At 67.4% G+C, this 21,263-nt stretch carries 17 protein-coding genes and 1 tRNA gene; 13 read left to right on the plus strand and 5 right to left on the minus strand.

Annotated elements, in window-relative coordinates:
- The first annotated feature begins 3 nt into the window (after positions 1 to 3).
- From C8D78_RS10665 to C8D78_RS10715, 11 genes are all read left to right on the plus strand, one after another.
- Positions 4 to 1,173: an adenosine deaminase gene (locus C8D78_RS10665; RefSeq protein ID WP_120953509.1), complete on the plus strand. Its 1,170-nt coding sequence runs from the start codon at positions 4 to 6 to the stop codon at positions 1,171 to 1,173.
- 124 nt (positions 1,174 to 1,297) lie between these two features.
- Positions 1,298 to 1,897 (plus strand): MazG nucleotide pyrophosphohydrolase domain-containing protein, encoded by a 600-nt coding sequence (locus tag C8D78_RS10670; RefSeq protein WP_120953511.1) that lies wholly within the window; start codon positions 1,298 to 1,300, stop codon positions 1,895 to 1,897.
- Positions 1,898 to 2,047: 150 nt separating this feature from the next.
- Positions 2,048 to 3,328 carry a phosphopyruvate hydratase gene (gene eno / locus C8D78_RS10675; RefSeq protein ID WP_120953514.1) on the plus strand — a complete coding sequence of 427 codons (1,281 nt, stop codon included), beginning with the start codon at positions 2,048 to 2,050 and terminating at the stop codon, positions 3,326 to 3,328.
- A gap of 86 nt (positions 3,329 to 3,414) precedes the next feature.
- On the plus strand, positions 3,415 to 4,182 hold the full coding sequence (locus tag C8D78_RS10680; protein ID WP_120953516.1) for an FtsB family cell division protein: 768 nt from the start codon (positions 3,415 to 3,417) through the stop codon (positions 4,180 to 4,182).
- A 65-nt stretch (positions 4,183 to 4,247) separates the two neighbouring features.
- Positions 4,248 to 5,051: a DUF501 domain-containing protein gene (locus tag C8D78_RS10685; protein WP_120953518.1), complete on the plus strand. Its 804-nt coding sequence runs from the start codon at positions 4,248 to 4,250 to the stop codon at positions 5,049 to 5,051.
- Positions 5,048 to 6,031, plus strand: coding sequence for a Ppx/GppA phosphatase family protein (locus tag C8D78_RS10690; protein ID WP_120953520.1), 984 nt, complete (start codon positions 5,048 to 5,050; stop codon positions 6,029 to 6,031). The genes C8D78_RS10685 and C8D78_RS10690 overlap by 4 nt, the downstream gene beginning before the upstream one ends.
- A gap of 89 nt (positions 6,032 to 6,120) precedes the next feature.
- A complete protein-coding gene (locus tag C8D78_RS10695; RefSeq protein WP_120953522.1) occupies positions 6,121 to 7,533 on the plus strand; it encodes a S8 family serine peptidase in 1,413 nt (470 codons plus the stop codon).
- A 38-nt stretch (positions 7,534 to 7,571) separates the two neighbouring features.
- Positions 7,572 to 9,047 (plus strand): NAD(P)/FAD-dependent oxidoreductase, encoded by a 1,476-nt coding sequence (locus tag C8D78_RS10700; RefSeq protein ID WP_120953524.1) that lies wholly within the window; start codon positions 7,572 to 7,574, stop codon positions 9,045 to 9,047.
- 226 nt (positions 9,048 to 9,273) lie between these two features.
- A complete protein-coding gene (locus tag C8D78_RS10705) occupies positions 9,274 to 10,233 on the plus strand; it encodes an N-acetyltransferase (protein ID WP_120953526.1) in 960 nt (319 codons plus the stop codon).
- A 32-nt stretch (positions 10,234 to 10,265) separates the two neighbouring features.
- Positions 10,266 to 10,339 (plus strand) — tRNA-Leu (locus C8D78_RS10710).
- A 301-nt stretch (positions 10,340 to 10,640) separates the two neighbouring features.
- Positions 10,641 to 11,990, plus strand: coding sequence for an ABC transporter substrate-binding protein (locus tag C8D78_RS10715; RefSeq protein ID WP_120953528.1), 1,350 nt, complete (start codon positions 10,641 to 10,643; stop codon positions 11,988 to 11,990).
- A 1,234-nt stretch (positions 11,991 to 13,224) separates the two neighbouring features.
- Here C8D78_RS10715 and C8D78_RS10720 read toward each other — a convergent pair.
- The 4 genes from C8D78_RS10720 to C8D78_RS10735 are packed head-to-tail and all read right to left on the minus strand — an operon-like array spanning position 13,225 to position 17,329.
- Positions 13,225 to 13,998, minus strand: a complete 774-nt coding sequence (locus tag C8D78_RS10720; RefSeq protein ID WP_120953530.1) for an ABC transporter ATP-binding protein — start codon at positions 13,996 to 13,998, stop codon at positions 13,225 to 13,227.
- Complete coding sequence (locus C8D78_RS10725) at positions 13,995 to 15,092, minus strand: ABC transporter ATP-binding protein (protein ID WP_120953532.1); 1,098 nt, start codon at positions 15,090 to 15,092, stop codon at positions 13,995 to 13,997. Before C8D78_RS10725 ends, C8D78_RS10720 begins: the two co-directional genes overlap by 4 nt.
- Positions 15,089 to 16,057: a branched-chain amino acid ABC transporter permease gene (locus C8D78_RS10730; RefSeq protein ID WP_120953534.1), complete on the minus strand. Its 969-nt coding sequence runs from the start codon at positions 16,055 to 16,057 to the stop codon at positions 15,089 to 15,091. The genes C8D78_RS10725 and C8D78_RS10730 overlap by 4 nt, the downstream gene beginning before the upstream one ends.
- Before the next feature lie 9 nt (positions 16,058 to 16,066).
- Positions 16,067 to 17,329 carry a branched-chain amino acid ABC transporter permease gene (locus C8D78_RS10735; RefSeq protein WP_208641934.1) on the minus strand — a complete coding sequence of 421 codons (1,263 nt, stop codon included), beginning with the start codon at positions 17,327 to 17,329 and terminating at the stop codon, positions 16,067 to 16,069.
- Between the two features lie 633 nt (positions 17,330 to 17,962).
- Here C8D78_RS10735 and C8D78_RS10740 point away from each other — a divergent pair.
- Together C8D78_RS10740 and C8D78_RS10745 are read left to right on the plus strand one after the other, a co-directional pair.
- The gene (locus C8D78_RS10740; protein ID WP_120953538.1) at positions 17,963 to 18,859 is read left to right on the plus strand and encodes a hypothetical protein; all 897 of its coding nucleotides are present in this window, start codon (positions 17,963 to 17,965) and stop codon (positions 18,857 to 18,859) included.
- Between the two features lie 172 nt (positions 18,860 to 19,031).
- Positions 19,032 to 19,961 carry a Bax inhibitor-1/YccA family protein gene (locus tag C8D78_RS10745; protein WP_120953540.1) on the plus strand — a complete coding sequence of 310 codons (930 nt, stop codon included), beginning with the start codon at positions 19,032 to 19,034 and terminating at the stop codon, positions 19,959 to 19,961.
- Between the two features lie 95 nt (positions 19,962 to 20,056).
- Here C8D78_RS10745 and galK read toward each other — a convergent pair whose 3' ends face one another.
- Positions 20,057 to 21,235, minus strand: coding sequence for a galactokinase (gene galK / locus C8D78_RS10750; protein ID WP_244208355.1), 1,179 nt, complete (start codon positions 21,233 to 21,235; stop codon positions 20,057 to 20,059).
- Positions 21,236 to 21,263 lie beyond the last annotated feature (28 nt).

Below are 21,263 nucleotides of genomic sequence, written 5' to 3' on the forward strand. Positions count from 1 at the left end.
AACGTGACTGAGACTATTCCTGACGCTGCCCCTGACCTCGACTTCGACCTGAAGGTCCTCCCCAAGGTTTCCCTTCACGACCACCTGGACGGCGGGCTCCGCCCGGCGACCATCATTGAACTTGCCGAGGCCGCCGGCCACACGCTCCCGTCCACCGACCCCGTCGCCCTGGGGGAGTGGTTCCGCGAGTCCGCCGATTCCGGCTCCCTGGTCCGGTACCTCGAAACGTTCGACCACACCATCGCCGTGATGCAGACCAAGGAAGGCCTGTTCCGCGTCGCCAAGGAATTCGTCGAAGACCTCGCCGACGACGGCGTCGTGTACGGCGAAGTACGCTGGGCCCCCGAGCAGCACCTCCAGCAGGGCCTGAGCCTGGACGACGTCGTGGAGGCCGTGCAGGCCGGACTGGAAGCAGGCGTGGACGCCGTCGCCGAAACCGGCCGCGATATCCAGGTCGGCCAGCTCATCACAGCCATGCGGCACGCCGACCGCGGCCAGGAGATCGCCGAGCTGGCCGTCCGCCACCGGTACAAGGGCGCCGTGGGCTTTGACATCGCCGGTGCGGAGGACGGCTTCCTGCCCTCACGCTTCCGGGACGCCTTCACCTACCTCGCCCAGCACAACTTCCCGGCCACCGTCCACGCCGGCGAAGCCGCCGGCCTGGACAGCATCCAGTCGGCCCTCGTGGACGGCCGGGCCCTGCGCCTGGGCCACGGGGTGCGGATCGCCGAGGACATCACCATCGAGTTCGAAGACGCCGACGAGGCCGGGGCCGACGCCGACATCTTCGACGACGAAGTCAGCGACACCATCGGAATGGTGACCCTGGGCGAACTTGCCAGCTGGGTCCGCGACCGCGGCATCGCACTGGAGATCTGCCCGTCGTCGAACCTGCAGACCGGTGCGATTTCCGGCTTCGGCGAGGGCATCGAAAGCCACCCGCTGGACATGCTCTACCAGCTGGGCTTCAACGTCACCATCAACACCGACAACCGCCTCATGAGCGGCGTGACTCTCACCGACGAGTTCGAGCTGCTGGTCGAGACGTTCGACTACGATCTGGACGACCTGCTGGAGCTGACGCTGAACGCGGCCGAGGCCGCCTTCCTCCCGCTGGAAGAGAAGGAAGCCCTGGTGGAATACATCAACGAGGCCTACGCGGACCTTGGCTAAAGAGGACACTCCCCCCGTCCAGGGGCTTGCTTGTGGTTCCGCACCAGCGGAGGCTCCCACACGAGCTGGCGAGTTTGGGGAGCTGGTGGGGACGATTGCGTCCCTGCGCGAGCACTGCCCCTGGATGGGAGCCCTCACCCACGAATCCCTCGTGGAATACCTCCTCGAAGAGGCCTACGAGGTCGCGGAAACCATCGAGGCGGCCGGCGGCGACGCCGAGCTGCAGTCCGAGCTGGGGGACGTGCTGCTCCAAGTGGTCCTCCATGCCCGGCTCGCCGAGGAACGCGGCGCGTTTGACCTCGACGACGTCGCCCGCGGACTCACCGCCAAAATGATCCGCCGGAACCCGCACGTGTTCCGGAGCGACGGCTCACTGCAGGACACTTTCCCGGCAACGGTGGAGGAGATCGTCCTGACGTGGGACGCCGTCAAGAAGGCCGAGAACCCGGACCGCAGCCACGTCTTCGACGGCGTTCCCGCCGCGCTGCCGGCCCTCGCCCGGGCCCAAAAGATCCTGGACCGGGCCGAGCGGGCCTCCCTGGCAACCGACGTCGGAGCCGCCGCCGTCAACGTCCCGGCCACCGAGGAAGAACTCGGAGACATGCTGTTCGGGATCGTAGCCGGTGCCCGGGCGGCCGGGCTCGACGCCGAGCGCGCCCTCCGCGGAGCCCTGCGCCGGTTCCAGGAGGGCCAGGATGGTCAGGCTCCCGGGCCTCCGGCGTAGAGGCGTCCGGGTACTGGATAGGTTTCCGTAACTTATCCCGCTCTCGACTACGCTAATAGCGACGACGACGTCGGCTTTCGTACTTGATGTACAGCAAGATTCCAAGCAGTCAGATTCCCTGCAGATCGCTTCACCCAAAGGAGCATATCCATGGCGCTTATCGATGCCATTCACGCCCGCGAGATCCTCGATTCCCGCGGCAACCCGACCGTAGAAGTTGAAGTCCTGCTCTCCGACGGCCAGATCGGCCGCGCAGCAGTTCCCTCCGGCGCGTCCACCGGCGAGCACGAGGCCGTTGAACTCCGCGACGGGGACAAGGGCCGCTACCTCGGCAAGGGCGTCCAGAAGGCCGTCGACGCCGTAATCGACCAGATCGCCCCGGCCCTGATCGGATTCGACGCGACGGACCAGCGCAGCATCGACCAGGCCATGATCGACCTCGACGGCACTGCCAACAAGTCCAAGCTCGGCGCTAACGCCATCCTCGGCGTGTCCCTCGCGGTCGCCAACGCTGCCGCCGCGTCCGCCGACCTGCCGCTGTACAAGTACCTGGGCGGCCCCAACGCGCACGTCCTGCCGGTGCCCCTGATGAACATCCTCAACGGTGGATCGCACGCCGATTCCGACGTCGACATCCAGGAATTCATGATCGTGCCGATCGGCGCCGAGACCTTCTCCGAAGGCCTGCGCTGGGGCGTCGAGGTCTACCACAACCTCAAGTCCGTCCTGCAGGCCAAGGGCCTCTCCACCGGCCTGGGCGACGAGGGCGGCTTCGCGCCGAACCTGCCCTCCAACCGTGCGGCCCTGGACCTCATCCAGGAAGCCATCAAGAACGCCGGCTACACCCCGGGCAAGGACATCGCCTTGGCGCTGGACGTGGCGTCCTCGGAGTTCTTCAAGGACGGCACCTACCAGTTCGAAGGCAAGTCGCTCAGCTCCGCCGACATGAGCGCCTACTACGCCGAGCTCGTTGCCGACTACCCGCTGGTCTCCATCGAGGACCCGCTGGACGAAAACGACTGGGACGGCTGGAAGATCCTCACCGACGCCATCGGCGACAAGGTCCAGATCGTCGGCGACGACCTCTTCGTCACCAACCCGGTCCGCCTGCAGCAGGGCATCGACTCCGCCACGGCGAATTCGCTGCTCGTGAAGGTCAACCAGATCGGTTCCCTGACGGAAACGCTCGACGCCGTCTCCCTCGCCCAGCGTGCCGGTTACACGACCATCACCTCGCACCGCTCCGGCGAGACGGAAGACACCACCATCGCCGACATCGCCGTTGCCACAAACGCCGGCCAGATCAAGACCGGTGCCCCGGCACGCTCCGAGCGCGTCGCCAAGTACAACCAGCTGCTGCGCATCGAAGAGGAACTCGACGACGCCGCACGCTACGCCGGCCGCAGCGCCTTCCCGCGTTTCAAGGGCTAGTTAGCCGCGAAAACCGCTGACCGGTGGCTATGGTTGAAAGACCATGGCCACCGGTTCTGTTTTTGGTCCGCTTTTGAAGGAGTGACATGGCTACCCGACGCCCCAATGTTCCCCGGGCTACGCCTGCAACCCCGAAGACTGAAGCCGCCAGGCCTGCGGCCGGAGGCTTGGGCGGAGCAGCCGACGGCGGCGACGTCATCCAGGCGGACTTCGGCGGGGCCCGCGCCGGTGCGGCCGCGCCCACGCCCGCCGACACTTTACGCGGAACGTCAGGCAGCGCTTCCGGAGGGGCACCCGCCGCGCACAACGCAGCCCCGAATTCTGCGGCATCCGGAACGGTGCCCGCTGCAGGGAAGCCCACAGAAAAGCCCGCAGGGAACAACACAGGGAAGCCCGCAGCGAAGCCCGGCGGCAATGCCCGACGGGCTGCGGCCCCGGGGGATTCGGACGAATCACTTGACCCCGTTCCGGCCAAGGCGTTCTCGGGCCGGCTCCTTGCACTCGGCGTCGTCATGATTGCCATCACCATCCTGCTCGCGCCGACGGTGAAGATCTTCCTCGACAAGCGCGCCGAAATTGCGGCGCTGCAGGCCGATCTCACGGCCAAGCAGGCCAAGCAGGAAGACCTCAAACGCCAGGTTTCGCGGTGGCAGGATCCCAACTACGTCAAACAGCAGGCCCGGGACCGCATTAACATGGTTATGCCCGGAGAAACGGGCTACTGGGTATTCGGCGGCGATCTTCCTGCCGCGCAGTCCGGTGGCGCGGCGGGTGCAGCATCAGCACAAAACCCGGCCAACCTGCCTTGGGTGGACTCCCTCTGGGAATCCATCAGGCGATCGGCAACAGACTAGACGCGGCGCCCGCCGCCGGTTGTCCCACGGACAACCTCAGAACAGGGCAGGAAGGTGCCACCCCCGTGGACGAGAACCGAGCCGACGAGACCCCCCGCGCGCAAACGGCGCAGGCCCCGGCGCCCCGTCACAGGGCAGGCGCTCCGGAAGCCTCCCGCCAGCCGTCGCCACAGGACCTTGAGGTCCTCAGCCGCCAGCTGGGCCGGCCGGTGCGGGACGTCGTCGAAATCCCGGCCCGCTGCGTCTGCGGAAACCCCCTTGTGGCCGCCACCTCGCCGCGGCTGAGCAACGGCACGCCGTTCCCCACCACGTTCTATCTCACCCACCCGGTGATCACGTCCGCGGTGTCGCGGCTGGAGGCTGCCGGGCTGATGAACGAGATGAACGACCGGCTGGAGGCAGACACGCTCCTGGCGGGCCGTTACCGCGCCGCCCACGAGGCGTACCTGGCCTCCCGCGCTGCCATCGGCGCACGGTCCGGCATCGGTGCCGTGCCGGAAATCGACGGTATTTCGGCCGGCGGAATGCCGACCCGCGTCAAGTGCCTGCACGTCCTCGTGGGCCACTCGCTGGCCGCCGGGCCGGGCGTCAACCCGCTCGGCGACGAGGCAATCGCCGCAATCGCTGAGTGGTGGACGGCGGACCGCTGCTACTGCGACGGCGCCTGGGACACCGGAGGCGAAGTCCCCTCCCGCGACCTTAGCCGCCACGGACCGCAGGGCCTGCCGGAGATCGTGGGCCGGCCCGCCCCCGTCCGCAAGTCCCGCAGCGCCGCCAGCACTGAAGGCACCGCCGCCGCCGGCGCAGACGGCAACCCCGCCGTCGGCGCGGAAGGTACCGCCGCCAACGGCGCGGGGGAGTCCAAGTGACCCGGGTTGCCGCCGTGGACTGCGGCACCAACTCGATCCGCCTGCTGATCGCAGACGTGAGTGCAGAGGTGAACCGAACACCGGGTGACAGCGGCGCAGCCGCGCAGCCCACGCCGCGGCTGACCGACGTCGTCCGGGAAATGCGCGTGGTACGGCTGGGCCAGGGCGTGGACTCCACCGGCAAACTCGCCCAGGAAGCGCTCGAGCGCACCTTCGCGGCCACCAGGGACTACGCAGACCTCATCCGCGAGCACGGCGCCGAAAGGGTGCGCTTCGTGGCCACCTCCGCCACCCGTGATGCCAGCAACCGGCAGGTCTTCGTCGACGGCATCCGCGACATCCTCGGCGTCGAGCCCGAGGTGATCAGCGGGGACGAGGAGGCCGCACTGTCCTTCGCCGGTGCCAGCAGCGTCCTGCCCTCCCGCGGGGACCACCCCGTCCTGGTGGTGGACCTCGGCGGCGGCAGCACGGAGTTCGTGCTCGGCAATGCCGACGGCGTCATCGCCGCCCGTTCGGTCGACGTCGGCTGCGTCCGGATGACCGAACGGCACCTGCGCAGCGATCCGCCCACCCCGGAACAGATCGCGGCGGCGGAGGCCGACGTCGACGCCGCCATCGACGAAGCGGCGCAGACCGTTCCGCTGGAACGCGCCACCGTTGTGGTTGGCGTGGCCGGATCCGTCACCACCATCACGGCACATGCACTGCGCCTGCCCGAGTACTCCCCGGCCGCGATCCACGGCACCGAACTGGACCTGGACGAGATCCGGAAAGCGGGCACCGAGCTGCTCGAAATGACCAGGGAGGATCGGGCCGCGCTGCCGTACATGCACCCCGGGCGGGTGGACGTGATCGGCGCCGGCGGCCTCGTGTGGCGGCGTGTTCTGCAGCGCCTGGCCGACGTCACTGCCGGCCGCATCGCCACGGCGGTAACCAGCGAACACGATATTCTTGACGGAATTGCCCTCAGCATCAGCTGAAGTGCACCAGCACGAGCACCAACTCCAGCACTCGCTTCAAGCACCAGCACCGTGCCTGGGCCGCTGCCGCATCCGCCGATAGGACCTGCATGACCAGAGCAACAGCCCGGCGCCGCCGGATGGCCTCGGCGTTGATGGCCTTGGCCCTTGCCGGCGGCATGTCCGCTGCCGCCCTCACGGCTGCGCCAGCCGCCCATGCCGACTCCTGGCGGGACAAGGAGTACTGGCTTGCCGAGTCCGGCATCACCAAGGCCTGGGAAGTATCCAAGGGCGCCGGGGTCAAAGTCGCCGTCATCGATAGCGGCGTGGACGGCCAGCACCCTGACCTTGCCGGCGTGCTCACCGGGGGCGCCGACATCTCCGGCGCCGGCAGTGCCAACGGCCAGGAGAGCATCGGCGCCAAACCCGAGCACGGAACCCTTGTCGCCACCATGCTCGCCGGGCGCGGGCATCAGCCGCCCGCCAAGGCGGGCGCCAAGCCCAGTGCCAGCGCCAGCCACGCTTCCGGGCCCGCCGCGCATGCAGTTGGCCCTGACGGGATCGTGGGCGTCGCGCCGGAGGCAGAGCTTTTGTCCGTCTCCACCTGGCTCGGCTCAGCCAACCCGGGCGGCAAAACCGACCAGGACCAGATTCCCGAGGCTGTGCGCTGGGCTGTCGACAACGGCGCCCGGGTCATCAACGTCTCACTGGGCAGCACGTCGCCGGAGTGGCCCCAGAGCTGGGACGCGGCATTCCTCTACGCGGAACAGAAGGACGTCGTGATCGTCGCCGCCGCGGGCAACCGCGTGGGCGGAAACATCCAGGTGGGAGCTCCGGCCACGATTCCCGGCGTACTGACGGTCGCGGGCCTGGACCGCAAAGGCACGGCAAGCGTTGATTCGTCGTCCCAAGGCATCAGCATCGGCGTTGCCGCTCCCGCCGAGGCCCTCGTGGGCGGCATGCCCGCCGGTGGCTACGCGGAGTGGGCAGGCACGTCCGGCGCTACCCCGATCGTGGCCGGCGTCGCCGCACTGATCCGGTCCAAATGGCCCGAGATGTCCGCAAGCCAGGTCATCAACAGGATTGTCAGCACGGCCAAGGACGCCGGGGTGCCGGGGAAGGACCCGCTCTACGGGTTCGGCGTGCTCAACGCCGAGGCGGCCCTGAAGGCCGACGTTCCGGAAACAAAGGTCAACCCGCTGGGCTCGATTTCGGAGTGGATCCGGGTGCACCGCCGCGGCAACCCGCCCGCCACCGCACAGGCCGCGGCGCCCACGCCCTCCAGCGCGGCGCCCACGCTGCCCGAGGCGACCGTGCCGGTCGCGGAAAAGCCCTCGCAGCTGGACAGCGCCGTGCCGGCAGCGGTTGTCCTGGGCTTCGGCTGCCTGTTCGTTGGCATCCTGGTTGCCGCGGCCCTCCAGCTGAGGGCGGCCATGCGGAAGGCGCCCAAAGAAGGGCCGGACGGGGCAGGCGTGGCCGGTGCCGAGGCCGAGGATCCGGCGGACCCGGTCAGCCCGTCATAGTTAGTGAAGGTTTTCACAAACTACGGTATTCTTGACGCATGGCATCCTCCCTTCAGCTCCAGGACCGTCCCCGGGTACTCGTCGTCGGCGGCGGGTACGTCGGCCTGTATGTAGCCCTCAAACTGCAGAAAAAGATCGCGAATGCAGGTGGCATCGTCACCCTCGTCGATCCGCTGCCCTACATGACCTACCAGCCCTTCCTGCCGGAAGTTGCCGGCGGCAACATCGAGGCGCGCCACGCGGTCGTCTCGCACCGTCAGCACCTGAAGCAGACCGAACTCATCCAGGGCCGCGTCACGTCGATCGACCACGCCAACCGCACTGCCGTGGTGGCCCCGTCCGACGGCGGCGACACCTTCGAGGTTCCCTACTTCGACGTCGTCCTGGCCGCAGGCGCCATCACCCGCACGTTCCCGATCAAGGGCCTCGCGGAAAAGGGCATCGGCCTGAAGACCATCGAGGAGGCCGTCGCCCTGCGCAACGGTGTCCTTGAGCGCATCGAGACCGGCTCCCTCATGACCGACCCCGCCGAGCGCGCCCGCGCACTGACGTTCGTCGTCGTCGGCGGCGGCTTCGCCGGCATTGAGTGCATCACCGAGATGGAAGACCTCGCCCGCGCCGCGGTCAAGAACAACCCGCGCGTCAAGCAGGAGGAAGTCCGCTTCGTCCTGGTTGAGGCGATGGGACGCATCATGCCCGAGGTCACGGCGAAGCAGGCCGAATGGGTCGTCGAGCACCTCCGCAGCCGCGGTATCGAGGTCCTGCTCAACACCTCCCTCGACAACGCCGAGGGCTCCCTGAAGCTCATCAACCTGCCTGACAAGTCCCTGGCCCAGGAATTCGAGTCCGACACCCTGGTCTGGACTGCCGGCGTGCAGGCCAACCCGATGGTCCGTTCCACCGACTTCCCGCTGGAGCCGCGCGGACGCGTCCGCGTCCTGGCCGACCTGCGGATCGCTGGCGACGAGGGCATCATCGAGAACGCCTGGGCTGCCGGTGACATCGCAGCCGTTCCCGACCTCACGGGCAGCGGCCTGCCGGACGGCACCTGCGTGCCGAACGCCCAGCACGCTCTCCGCCAGTCCAAGCGCCTCGCCAAGAACCTGTGGGCTTCCCGCTGGAACAAGCCGCTCAAGGACTACAAGCACAAGAACCTCGGCGCCGTCGCCGGCTTCGGCCAGTGGAAGGGCGTCGCAAACATCAACCTGATCGGGCGCATCGGCCTCAAGGGCCCGCTCGCCTGGCTGGCGCACCGCGGCTACCACGGCCTGGCCATGCCCACCGTGGAGCGCAAGCTCCGCGTGATCTCCGGTTGGCTGTGGTCCTTCTTCCTGGGCCGCGACACCACACAGCTGATGGACCTGGACAACCCGCGCGGCGCCTTCGTGTCCGCGGCGACTCCGGCCCCGAAGCCGGCCACTGCTCCTGCCCCGGCGCCGGAAGCCGCCAAGCCTGAGGTCAAGGCAGATCCCGATCTGGCTTCCAAGGATTCGGTTCCGGCTGACGCCAAATAAGGAAGACGCCAAATAACTCCGGTCATGTAGCCGGCGGTTGCCCGACGACGGCGGCTGTTCCCCTCCCGGGGAGCAGCCGCCGTCGTTTTTGGTCAGCGCCCTCGGTCTCCGCTGTCCTGGAGGGCCCCGGCGCTTCGTGAGGGCATTCGCCGCTGCTCCCGCACGCAGGGCGCGCTGCCGCGTCGCCTCCGGACCGCGGGCCGCCGCCCGCGCCTAGACTGGCTGGATGACCGCTGAAAAGGACCTTCATACGCTGCTCGCAACCATGCATCCTGTCCGCCGCGACGGCGAGTTCGTCTACGTTCTGTGGCCGCACGGCAAACCGCTGGGCGGCGGAATCATGGCTGCCGTCCGCGAAGCCGAGGGGCTGACTGTGGTGATGCCCCGGGCCGACGCGGACAGCGCCGGACTGCCGTACGACTTTGTCGGGGCCTGGATAACCCTCGAAGTGCATTCCTCGCTCGAAGCCGTGGGCCTGACGGCCGCCGTCGGCGCCGCCCTGACCGAGGCGAAGATCAGCTGCAACGTCCTGGCGGGCTTCCACCATGACCACCTGCTGGTGCCGGTGGCCGACGCCGACCGGGCGCTGGAAGTCCTGCATGAGCTGGCGCTGCACGAACTGGAACAGGACAGCGGCCTGGAGCACCCAGCCCCGGTGCTCCGGCTGCGCACCGAACAGCCGGAGGACCGCGCCGCCGTCGTGGCCCTTACCGCCGCGGCCTTCGCCGTTTCCCCGGTGACCGGACTGCCCGTCGAGGGCGAACCGGAGGAAGTCGAACTGCTCCGGCGGCTTTTCGACAGCGCGGAATACCTGCCGGAGTTCAGCATTGTGGCGGAGCTCGACGGCGAGATCGTGGGGCATGTGATCAGCTCCCGCGGATGGGTGGGGGAGCTGGCGCTGCTGGGGCTCGGGCCGATCTCGGTGGTGCCTAGGCTGCAGCGCCACGGAATCGGCACCGCGCTCATGAACGAGACCGTGGCCCGGGCCAACGCCGCGGGGGAGCGGGGGATCGCCCTGCTCGGGAGCCCCGAATACTATTCCCGCTTCGGCTTCGTGCCGTCCACCTCCCTTGGCGTGGCACCGCCGGAGGCGGGCTGGGGCGCGCACTTCCAGCTGCTTCCGCTGGCTGTCTGGCCCGGGGGAGTCAGCGGCACCTTCCGGTACGCGGGCGCCTTTTCGGACTGATCCGGCCCGCGACGGGATACCATTGACCGGGCGCCCCAGTAGCCCAATTGGCAGAGGCAGCGGACTTAAAATCCGCGTGTTGTGGGTTCGAGTCCCACCTGGGGCACTTTTGTTACGCGACGCCCTGCGGTTCCCGTTCCAGAGGCGTCCCGGCGCCGCCAGCCCGTGCAGGGGCATCCGTCCCCAGGCCCCTCACAAGCCCGCCCCGTCCGGCCCGTTCCGAGGCTCCGGCAGGCGCGGAAGGGCTGGCGGGCCCATCCAGATTTCCTCTATGCAACGAGTGTTATAAGGATGTGACCGTAGTCACTTATTTTCCGGTCAAATTTGCACTAGCTTGAAGTGGAATCAGGAACACCTGATCTTTCGCGTCAAAGGCCGTTCGCACCTTTAGATCGAGGAGCTTGTACATGACTTCACTCCCCCAGGTTGCGCCCCGCATAGCTAAGCTGACAGCGCTTAGCATCGGTGTCGCCCTTCTGGCTACGGCTTGTGGCGGTTCGTCCACCCCGAGCTCGACGGGCTCCAGCTCAGCCGCGGCCGCCGGCATTGCGTGCCCGGCACCGAGCGCCACGAGCGCCGCTACTTCCGCCGCCACTCAGAGCGGTCCCGTGCCGCCCTCCACCACCACCACCGCAACGCCCCTGAAGATCGGCTCGCTCCTGCCGACGACGGGTTCCCTTGCCTTCCTCGGCCCGCCCGAAATTGCCGGTGTGAACCTCGGCATCAAGGAAGTCAATGACGCAGGCGGTGTCCTCGGCAAGCCCGTCCAGGTCATCCACCGTGACTCCGGCGACACCAAGACCGATATCGCCACCCAGTCCACCACGGCACTGCTCGGACAGGGTGTCAGCGCGATCATCGGTGCGGCATCCTCGGGTGTCTCCAAGACCGTGATCAACCAGATCACCGGCGCCGGCGTCATCCAGTTCTCCCCGGCCAATACGTCCCCGGACTTCACCACCTGGGATGACAAGGGCCTCTACTGGCGCACCGCCCCCTCGGACGTGCTCCAGGGCAAGGTCCTCGGCAACTACATGGCCACCTGCGGTGCGCAGACCCTGGGCATGATCGTCCTCAACGACGCCTACGGAACCGGCCTTGCCAAGAACGTCCAGTCGGCATTTGAAGCAGCCGGCGGCAAGGTTGTTGCCCAGGAGCTCTTCAACGAAGGTGATTCCCAGTTCAGCAGCCAGGTGGACAAGGTCCTCGCCGCCAAGCCGGACGCCATCGCCCTGATCAGCTTTGACCAGGCCAAGAGCATCGTCCCGCTGATGACGGGCAAGGGCGTCAAGCCGACCCAGATCTTCATGGTGGACGGCAACATGTCCGACTACAGCAAGGACTTCCAGGCGGGAACCCTGAAGGGCGCCCAGGGCACCATCCCGGGTACCTTCGCCAACGATGCCTTCAAGAAGAAGCTGCTGGCCATTGATCCGGCGCTGAAGGATTTCAGCTACGCGGGCGAGTCCTACGATGCCGTGAACCTGATCGCGCTGGCGGCTGAGGAAGCCAAGAGCACCAAGGGCACGGACATTGCGGCACACCTGAAGGACGTCTCTCAAGGCGGGCAGAAGTGCTTCAGCTTCCCGGAGTGCGTCACACTCCTGCGGCAGGGCAAGGACATCGACTACGACGGCCAGTCCGGTCCGGTGACGTTCTCCGACGCCGGCGACCCCACGGAAGCCTACATCGGCATCTACGAGTACCAGGATGACAACACCTACAAGCCCGTCAAGGCAGAATTCGGCAAGCTGTAAGCCGCTTCCCTCGACAGACTGAAGACCCCCGTCCTCACGGACGGGGGTCTTTTGTGTCTGCGACACCGGCTCTGCATGCGCCGGCCGAGTGCAGGCTGCAGATCCTGATAAGGGCTGCGCTTTCGGACAGGCGCTGCGGAATCGGACAAGGGCTACGCGGATCCGAGGGGCGTTGGTCCGGAACCGGCGCGGAAACGTGCCCACGGGCCGTCCGGACGGGCGCCGAGGAATCGGACGGCGGCTAGGGAACGTGCTGGGCGCAGCGGGTTCGGGCGGGCGCTAGGGAACGTGCTGGGCGCTGCGGAATCGGACACGGGCTACGCGGATCCGAGGGGCGTTGGCCCGGAACCGGCGCGGAAACGTGCCCGCGGGGCGGTCCGGACAGGTGCTGCGGGTTCGGGCGGGTGCTAGGGAACGTGCTGGGCGCTGCGGGTTCGGACGGGTGCTAGGGAACGTGCTGGGCGCTGCGGATTCGGACAGGCGCTAGGGAGCGTGCTGGGCGCTGCGGATTCGGACAGGGGATACGCGGATGCGAGGGGCGTTGGTCCGGAACCGGCGCGGAAACGTGCCTGCGGGCCGTCCGGACAGGCGCTGCGGGTTCCGACAGGCGCTAGGGAGTGTGCTGGGCGCTGCGGATTCGGACAGGGGATACGCGGATGCGAGGGGCGTTGGTCCGGAACCGGCGCGGAAACGTGTCCGCGGGCCGTCCAGACAGGGGCTACGGGTTGGGACAGGCGCTAGGGAGTGTGCTGGGCGCTGCGGGTTCGGACAGGGGATACGCGGATCCGAGGGGCGTTGGTCCGGAACCGGCGCGGAAACGTGCCCGCGGGCCGTCTGGACGGGCGCTACGGGTTCGGACGGGCGCTAGGCAACGTGCTGGGCGCTGCGGGTTCGGACAGGGGATACGCGGATCCGAGGGGCGTGGGTCCGGAACCGGCGCGGAAACGTGCCTGGGGGCCGTCCGGACGGGCGCTACGGGTTCGGACGGGTGCTAGGGAACGTGCTGGGCGCTGCGGAATCGGACAGGGGATACGCGGATCCGAGGGGCGTTGGTCCGGAACCGGCGCAGAAACGTGCCCGCGGGCCGCCGGGGAGGAACGAGCGCAGGCGCCGAGCAAGTGGCGGAGGAGGCGACCGGACGGTACAGCTCGGGAGAACGTACCGGGCACGCAAAAGGGCCGCCACCGGCTGGTGACGGCCCCTCTGAGCGCCTGGCGGGTTTGCCCCGGCAGAGTCAGTCGACGGTGTCTGCGAGCGTCCCGAGGTAGAGCTGGATGACCTTGGGATCCTTCATGAGCTCCCGGCCCGTGCCCGTGTACGCATCCTTGCCCTGGTCCAGCACGTAGCCGCGGTCGCAGATCTGCAGGCAGCGGCGCGCGTTCTGCTCGACCATGATCACGGAGACGCCGGCCCGGTTGATCTCGTGGACCCGCAGGAATGTCTCATCCTGCTTGACGGGGGAGAGGCCGGCCGACGGCTCGTCGAGCAGCAGCACGGCGGGGTCCATCATGAGGGCCCGGCCCATGGCCACCATCTGGCGTTCGCCGCCGGAGAGCGAGCCCGCCCGCTGGGCGCGCCGCTTGCCGAGCTCCGGGAACAGCTCGGTGACGAAATCGAACCGCTGGGCGAAGTCCTTGGGCCGCTGGAACATGCCCATCTGCAGGTTCTCCTCGATGGTCAAGGCTGCAAACACGTTGTTGTTCTGCGGCACGAAGCCGACGCCCCGGCTGACCAGCTTGTTGGCCTTGAGCCCGGTGATGTCCTGCCCGCGGACCACCACTGAGCCGGAATGGACCTTGACCAGGCCGAACATGGCCTTCAGCAGCGTGGACTTACCGGCGCCGTTGGGCCCGATGATGCCGATCAGCTCACCCTTGCGGGCCTCGATGCTGCAGCCGTTGAGGATATTGACGCCGGGGATGTAGCCGGCAACCAGGTCAGTGACCTTGACGACCGAATCGCCGTCGAAGGCGGGCTGGGCGGCAGGAGCCGCGCTCGTGGCGCTCATTCTGTGTCCTTCTCTGTGAGGTTGGGCTCTTCGCCGAGGCTCGGCTCCTCGGCGCTGCGGCGGCCGCGCCCCGTGCCCTTCGCCTCCGCCTCGGCCGCCTCGGCGGCGAGCACGTCGGCGGAGATGATGCCGGCGTTCTCCGTGCCGACGATGGATTCCTCGTCGGCGACCAGCTCGGCGGCTAGTTCCTTGATGCCCTCGGCGGCGCCGAGATCGACGTCGTGGTGGGCGCCGAGGTAGGCGTCGATCACGGCGGGGTTCTTCATGACCTCGGAGGGAGGGCCTTCGGCGACGATCTTGCCCTCGGCCATCACCACCACCCAGTCGGCGATGTGCCGGACCATGTGCATGTCGTGCTCGACGAACAAGACGGTCATGCCCTCGGCTTTGAGGTTCTTGATGTGATCCAGCAGCGACTGCGTCAGAGCCGGGTTCACGCCGGCCATGGGCTCATCGAGCATCACGAGTTTGGGCCGGACCATGAGGGAGCGCGCCATTTCAAGCAGCTTGCGCTGGCCGCCGGACAGCGAGGCCGCGTAATCGTCCTTCTTGGCATCCAGCTTGAACTTCTCCAGCAGCACGTTCGCTTCCTGGGTGATCTTCTTTTCCTGGCCGCCCCAGATTCCCTTGAACAAGGCCTTGGACAGCCGCTCGCCGGACTGGTTGGAGGCACCCAGGCGCATGTTCTCCATGACGGTGAGCTTGCCCATGACCTTGGTGAGCTGGAAGGTGCGCACCATGCCCATCCGGGCGACCTTGTACGAGGAGACACCCGCCAGGCTCTGGCCTTCAAACTGCCAGCTGCCTGAATTGGGTGTGTCGAATCCCGTGAGCAGGTTGAACAAGGTGGTCTTGCCGGCGCCGTTGGGGCCGATCAGGGCAGTGATCTTGTGTCGCGGGATCTCAAGGTACTGGACGTCGACGGCGTTGATGCCGCCGAAGCTGCGGGTGACGTTTTCCGCCACGACGATCGGATCCCGCTTCTTGCAGCCCGGCGCGATCTCGCCGGCGGCGATCGGACGGGTGTCCGTCATGTAGTCGATTTCCTCCGACGTGCGGGGTTCGCCGCGCGACTCTTCGCTTGGAATGCTCATGCGAATGCCAGCTCCTTCTTGTTACCGAGGACGCCCTGGGGCCTGAAGATCATCAGCAGCATGAGCGCCACGCCGACCAGGATGTAGCGCAGCTGCCCGGCCTGGACCGTGTTCAGCCACGTGATGGTGCCGGACTCGATCAGGCCGTAGAGGATGCCCTGGGTGAGGGAGAGCACCACCCAGAAGATCATGGCGCCGACCACCGGGCCGAGCACGGTGCCAAGACCGCCCAGCAGCAGGCAGGTGTAGAGGAAGAAGGTCAGTTCCGTGCCGTAGTTGGCAGGCTGGACCGCGCCGCGGGGGATCGTGAAGATCATGCCCGCCAGAGCACCGAGCGCGCCGCCGATGATGAGGGCCTGCATCTTGTAGGCGTACACGTTCTTGCCGAGCGAACGGACGGCGTTCTCGTCCTCGCGGATGCCCTTGAGCACCCGGCCCCAGGGGCTGCGCATCAGCAGCCAGACCAGGGTGCAGAACACGGCCACGACTGCCCAGGCGACCACCCGGATGAAGAAGTCGCGGTTGTTCATGCCGATGTAGGTCCCCGGCGGGAAGGGGTTCATGGCGTAGAAATCGCCCTCGAAGGCGGCCAGGCCGTTGGCTGAACCGGTGACCGCGGTCAGCTGGTTCGTTGTGACGATGTAGCGCACGATTTCAGCCGCCGCGATGGTCACGATGGCCAGGTAGTCCGCCCGTAGCCGCAGCGTCGGGATACCCAGCAGCAGGGCGAAGATGCTCGAACAGACGACGGCGATCAGCAGTCCGACGAAGAACGGCACGTGGAACGTCAGCGTCGAGATGGCGAAGCCGTAGGCTCCCACGGCCATGAAGCCGGCCTGACCGAAGTTGAGGAGGCCGGCGTAGCCGAAGTGAACCGCGAGGCCGAGAGTGGCGAGGGCGTAAGCGGCCGTCGTCGGGCTGAAGAGTTCGCCCGCGGCACTGGAAAAAATGAATCCGAAGTCCATGGCTGTCTCCTAACCCACGCGCTCGCGGCGGCCCAGAATGCCCTGAGGCCGGAACAAAAGGACAACAATCATGATGAACAACGCTCCCACGTATTTGAGGTCGGCTGCGAGGCCGAACACGGTGGTCAGCTCAACGAAGATGCCGACGATGATGGAACCGACCAGGGCGCCCCAGACTGTGCCGAGGCCGCCCAGGGTGACACTGGCGAAGATGAGCAGCAGGATCTGCGAGCCCATGTCGAAAGTGACGCCGGGCCGGTAGTAGGCCCAGAGAATGCCGCCGAGGGAGGCGAGCATGCCGCCGACCACCCATACGATCCGGATGACGGAGTCGACATCGATGCCGGAAGCCGCGGCCAGGGCAGGGTTGTCGGCCACCGCGCGGGTGGCCTTACCGAGCCGGGTCTTGAGCAGAACGACGCCGAGGGCGGCGATCACGATGGCGCTGATGAGGAGGGACCAGAGGTTGTTCGGGGAGATGGAGACCGGGCCGATTAGGATCTCCGCGCTCTGGGCAAAGGGCAGCTGCTGGGTGGCGCCGCCGAAGTAGAACTGGATCACGTAGCGGACGGCAAGTGCGAGGCCGATGCTGACGATCATCATCGGAACAAGGCCGGTTCCGCGGCGCCGCAGCGGCTTCCACAGTCCCGCATCCTGGACGTAGCCGAACACTCCGCCACCGATGATGGCCAAAATGATCGCCAGCCAGAACGGCAGATGCATGGCGTTGAAAGCGAACACCAGCACCGCACCCAGGGTCACCATTTCACCGTGCGCGAAGTTCGTCAGGCCCGTGGTGCCGAAAATCAGGGACAGGCCCACGGCCGCGAGGGCGAGCAGCAGGCCGAAGCTCAGGCCGGCCACCAGCCGGTTGAGCAGGTCCTGGCCGAAGTTCCCCTCCTGCACGACGATGCCCTTGCCAAAGGCAAAGATCACCGAGAGGTTGGAGGTTTGGCTGAAAGTTACCTTCCGGGGGTTTTCCTGGCCCTCAGCGAGCTTGATGCCCTTCGGAAGCGTGGACTCATCGAGTTTGACCTCGTAGGTCCCCTGGGTGGGGACGCCAATGGTCCAGGAGCCGTTGGCTTCCGACTTCGCGGTTCCGGTGAAGGTACCGTTCGTGGCCGTGATGGTTACCCCGGGGATCGGTGCGCGATCGTCGCCGCGCAAGAAGCCGCTGATGCTGTTCGTGAACTGGGTGGCCGACGGGGATGGTGTCGGCGGCGGGGTTGCGGCGCTGGATGCCGGGGCAACGATGAGCAATAGTGCAGCCATGGTGGCAGCTACAGCCCCGACAGCCCTCAATAGTCTGCCGCGCCGTCTCTGCGACAGGCCGCTCGTTGTGCTTCTCAAATTGAAAACCTCCACATGGGGGTGCTGTGGGTTGCGCCTTTGCAACCGTTGCGAACGGTCAGGAGACTAACGCCGTGCGATGCGGCGAACTGCTGAATTGCTGCACTGCGCTGCTTGTGACGTTGGTCACCCTGTGTGGCCTATGCTACAGCCCGCACGGCCCAATGAATGCCGCTCCGAGCAGGCAGAACGTCGCGATCGGGTAACGACCGTGTAGTCGCGCCCACACCTCGCTTTAGCGCGGCTTAAGAAAACTTTTGTTGATTCCGAGTATGCCTAAACAGTGGCCGGTCCGGGTCCCGGTCAGGCCTCGCCCACACGGGGCGGGGCCGTCCGCCCTCGTCGTGGCGTCCGCCGGCCAGGCAGGCGCGCCGCGGGTCCCCAAGCTTTTTCCAAGTACGCCGGCGCTAAGGTGCGAGGACTGACGCGACGATGCCCCCGAGCGCAAATCCGGAACAGCAGTCCGGACTTCCGCCCAGGAATCTTCCGTCCCGGACTCTCAGTCCGGATACAGTGCTCCGCTTAGAGTAAGGGCCGATCTTGGAGGGCCGACCAATGAACCGGGTGGTCAAGCTGTGTTTCGCTGGCTCGCTGGTGCTGGCGATCCTGGCGGTTCCGGCGCTCAGCCTGGGTCCCGAGACTGCCGGGGCACAGGCCTGCGTGCCCTCTGCGGGTCCACCTGCTGACCCGTATCCCGGAACCACCGCGGCAGCCTCGAGCTTTGAATCGGGCACCCTGGACGGGTTCGGTGTTTCCACATCCGGGACCGGGAAGGCCTCGGTGTCCACGGCGCAATCGCACTCCGGAAACTGCGCCGCCGTCCTGCACGCCACGGCAACGCCAGGGTCCATTGCCAGGATGACCGCGGCTCTGACCCCGGGGGCCACGGAAGCGTACGCGGACGGCTGGTTCAACATTGCCGGAGAAGGCAAAGTAGGGAACAACGTCCCTTACTTCCGGTTCTTCGCAGACGGCATCCGCGTCATGGACGTGTTCCGGCAGAACATCACCCATGAGCTGGTGCTTCGGACCTCGACGCCGGCAGGATTCACGTACACCACCCTGCGGCAGGAGGTCCCCACCGGCACCTGGCACCGGCTGGTCCTGCACGTGGTCCCCAACGGTCCCGGGACCAACGTCCAAATCTGGTGGGACGGGCGCTCCGTGTTCGCGGGCCCGGTCAGTACCGCCGCAACCACCCTGGATACGGTGCAGCTCGGTTCCGAGCACGATCAGCAAATGGCCGACATCTACATCGATGACGTCATCGTCAACAGCGGGACGGGACAGCCGGCGCCGGTTCCCGGTTCGCTCCCGGCGCCGAGGGGTAATCCGTCCCAGCCACTTAACGACTTTCGGGGTGACAGGCAGCCGGCCGTGCTGGCCGTGGGCGGGCGCGACAGCCGCGCGGGCCTCGGGCGTCGCCCCGTGCGAACTCCACGGATCCGGTAAGTCCGCTGCAGGTCACGGTTCGGTTGCGGCGCCCCGGGCGGGGAACTATCCCTCCCTGCCGGCCGTGGGACTTGGTAGCGTGACTATGTGGGGTCCGCATTAAGTTGCCGGCTACACATAGTCCGTTTCGCACCGGATCATCACTCACCCCCTATCTTGGAGGACACCCGCAATGGCACCTGGCGGAAACCCGATCTTCAGCGGAAAGAATTTCCGCGAAGCCACCCAGGCACCGCCTGCCCCGCAGGCTCGCTACGGCCAGAACCCCTACGGCCAGAACCCGTATGGCCAGAGCGCCTACGGCCAGACCCTGCCGGTCACGGATGCCCAGGGCGCATGGAGTCCAGCGCAGCAGGGCATGACCCAGGAACAGCTCCAGGACCTGTACAACCGGCCGGCGGCCGGGCCTGCGGACATCGGCCGGATGACCTACGACGACGTCATCGTCAAGACTGCCGGGTGCCTCGGCGTCCTGGTTGTCGGCGCCGCCGTGGCGCTCGCCGTCCCGCAGGGCACCGGTTCCCTGTTGATGATCCTCGGTGCGCTGGGCGGCTTCGCCCTCGCGATGGTCAACACGTTCAAGAAGCAGCCGTCCCCGGCGCTGATCCTGGCCTACGCGCTGCTCGAAGGATTCTTCCTCGGCGGCCTGACGCGTATCCTCGACAACCTGTTCCCCGGGGTTGGCATCCAGGCCGTCGTCGGGACGCTTTCCGTCTTCGCCGTCACCCTGGTGCTGTTCAAGAGCGGCAAGGTCCGCGCGACGCCCAAGCTCATGCGGTTCTTCATGATCGCCCTGATCGGCTATGCGGTCTTCGCGCTCGTCAACCTCGTCATGATGATGACCGGGGCCGTGACCACGCCGTTCGGCCTGAGCACCGGCGTGGAGATCTTCGGGATCCCGCTCGGCGTCTTCATCGGCATCCTGGCGATCGGCCTGGCCGCGTTCTCGCTCATCATGGACTTCACGTCCATCGAGGCGGCCATTAGCGCCGGTGCACCGCAGCGGTTCTCCTGGACCGCAGCGTTCGGCCTCACGGTCACGCTTGTGTGGCTCTACGTCGAGATCATCCGCCTGTTGGCCATTCTCCGCGGCGAGGACTGACCGCGGTCGCTGCCGAACGCCTGACTTAGAGGAGCCCCGCCCACCGGCGGGGCTCCTGGCGTTTGGGCTGCGGATCAGTAGGGCCTGCGCCCCGCCTACGCCAGCCGAGCGGCCCCTGCGGCCGGGCGGACACTGAAGATTTCCGGCGCTGCGTAGCCGGCCCGGGCGAAGGCCTGTTCGACGGCGTGCCGCACCTGCTGCGCCGACCCCGCCGGGGTCAGGGCGATTGCTGAGCCGCCGAAGCCGCCTCCTGTCATCCGCGCGCCGATCGCGCCGGCGGACCGTGCCGTGTCCACGGCGAGGTCCAGTTCGGCGCAGGAGATCTCAAAGTCGTCGCGCATCGAGGCGTGGGACGCATCCAGCAGGGGACCGATGGCGGCCGGGCCCAGGGTGTCCAACAGCTCCACCGTCTGCAGCACGCGGTCGTTTTCGGTCACCACGTGGCGGACGCGCCGGAACGTCTCCGCGTCCAGGAGCCCGCTCGCCTCCTCGAGGTCCTCGAGCCCGAGGTCGCGCAAGGCCGGCACGCCGAGGACCTCGGCAGCAAGCTCGCACGATTCCCGCCGCGCCGCATATTCCCCGTCGGCGTGGGAATGGGAAACCCGGGTATCGATCACCAGGAGCACCAGGCCGGCTGCGTCGGCGTCGAACGGGACCAGTCGCATGCTCTGGTCCCGGCAGTCCAGGAACACCGCGTGGCCGGCCGTGGCCCGCAGCGAGGCGGACTGGTCCATGATGCCGGTGGGCGCACCGACGAAGTCGTTTTCCGCCCGCTGGGTGGCCAGCACCATGTCCTGGGCCGACAGGCCGGCGGACGTGAGCTCGTTCAGGGCGGACACGACGGCGCATTCGATGGCGTGTGAGGAGGACAGCCCCGCGCCGCGGGGGACATCGGAATCCAGGAGCAGGTCCACGCCGGGAACCGGGATGTCCAGTTGCTGCAGGGCCCAGATGACGCCGAGCGGGTACTTCGTCCAGCCTCGGGCGCTGGCACGGGCCAGCGTGCCGGTGTCCGCCGTCGTCAGCCCCTGGTTCCCAAACGTGGAAAGCATCCGCACGGCGGAGTCGGGGCGGACCCTGACGGCCACCCGGGCGGCCCGGTCAATGGCGAACGGCAGGACGAAGCCCTCGTTGTAATCGGTGTGCTCGCCAATGAGGTTGACCCGCCCCGGCGCCCGCCACACGCCGTCGGGCCGGGCTAGGAAGGCCGCCTCAAACCGGGCCGCGAGCCGGCTGCCGTCCAGGGAAGGGTTCATGGCGCTGCTGGAAGTCATGGGTCCAAGGTATACGGCCTCGCGGGGT

The sequence above is a fragment of the Arthrobacter oryzae genome, assembly GCF_003634095.1.
Classification (GTDB): Bacteria; Actinomycetota; Actinomycetes; order Actinomycetales; family Micrococcaceae; genus Arthrobacter; species Arthrobacter oryzae.

Excerpts from the sequence above, each read along its gene's own strand:
- C8D78_RS10705 (WP_120953526.1), top strand. The coding sequence starts at position 9,274 with ATGACCGCTGAAAAGGACCTTCATACGCTGCTCGCAACCATGCATCCT.
- C8D78_RS10680 (WP_120953516.1), top strand. The coding sequence starts at position 3,415 with ATGGCTACCCGACGCCCCAATGTTCCCCGGGCTACGCCTGCAACCCCG.
- C8D78_RS10670 (WP_120953511.1), top strand. The coding sequence starts at position 1,298 with ATGGGAGCCCTCACCCACGAATCCCTCGTGGAATACCTCCTCGAAGAG.
- C8D78_RS10740 (WP_120953538.1), top strand. The coding sequence starts at position 17,963 with ATGAACCGGGTGGTCAAGCTGTGTTTCGCTGGCTCGCTGGTGCTGGCG.
- C8D78_RS10745 (WP_120953540.1), top strand. The coding sequence starts at position 19,032 with ATGGCACCTGGCGGAAACCCGATCTTCAGCGGAAAGAATTTCCGCGAA.
- C8D78_RS10735 (WP_208641934.1), bottom strand. The coding sequence starts at position 17,329 with ATGGCTGCACTATTGCTCATCGTTGCCCCGGCATCCAGCGCCGCAACC.
- C8D78_RS10700 (WP_120953524.1), top strand. The coding sequence starts at position 7,572 with ATGGCATCCTCCCTTCAGCTCCAGGACCGTCCCCGGGTACTCGTCGTC.
- C8D78_RS10720 (WP_120953530.1), bottom strand. The coding sequence starts at position 13,998 with ATGAGCGCCACGAGCGCGGCTCCTGCCGCCCAGCCCGCCTTCGACGGC.
- C8D78_RS10730 (WP_120953534.1), bottom strand. The coding sequence starts at position 16,057 with ATGGACTTCGGATTCATTTTTTCCAGTGCCGCGGGCGAACTCTTCAGC.
- C8D78_RS10715 (WP_120953528.1), top strand. The coding sequence starts at position 10,641 with ATGACTTCACTCCCCCAGGTTGCGCCCCGCATAGCTAAGCTGACAGCG.
- C8D78_RS10725 (WP_120953532.1), bottom strand. The coding sequence starts at position 15,092 with ATGAGCATTCCAAGCGAAGAGTCGCGCGGCGAACCCCGCACGTCGGAG.
- eno (WP_120953514.1), top strand. The coding sequence starts at position 2,048 with ATGGCGCTTATCGATGCCATTCACGCCCGCGAGATCCTCGATTCCCGC.
- C8D78_RS10695 (WP_120953522.1), top strand. The coding sequence starts at position 6,121 with ATGACCAGAGCAACAGCCCGGCGCCGCCGGATGGCCTCGGCGTTGATG.
- galK (WP_244208355.1), bottom strand. The coding sequence starts at position 21,235 with ATGACTTCCAGCAGCGCCATGAACCCTTCCCTGGACGGCAGCCGGCTC.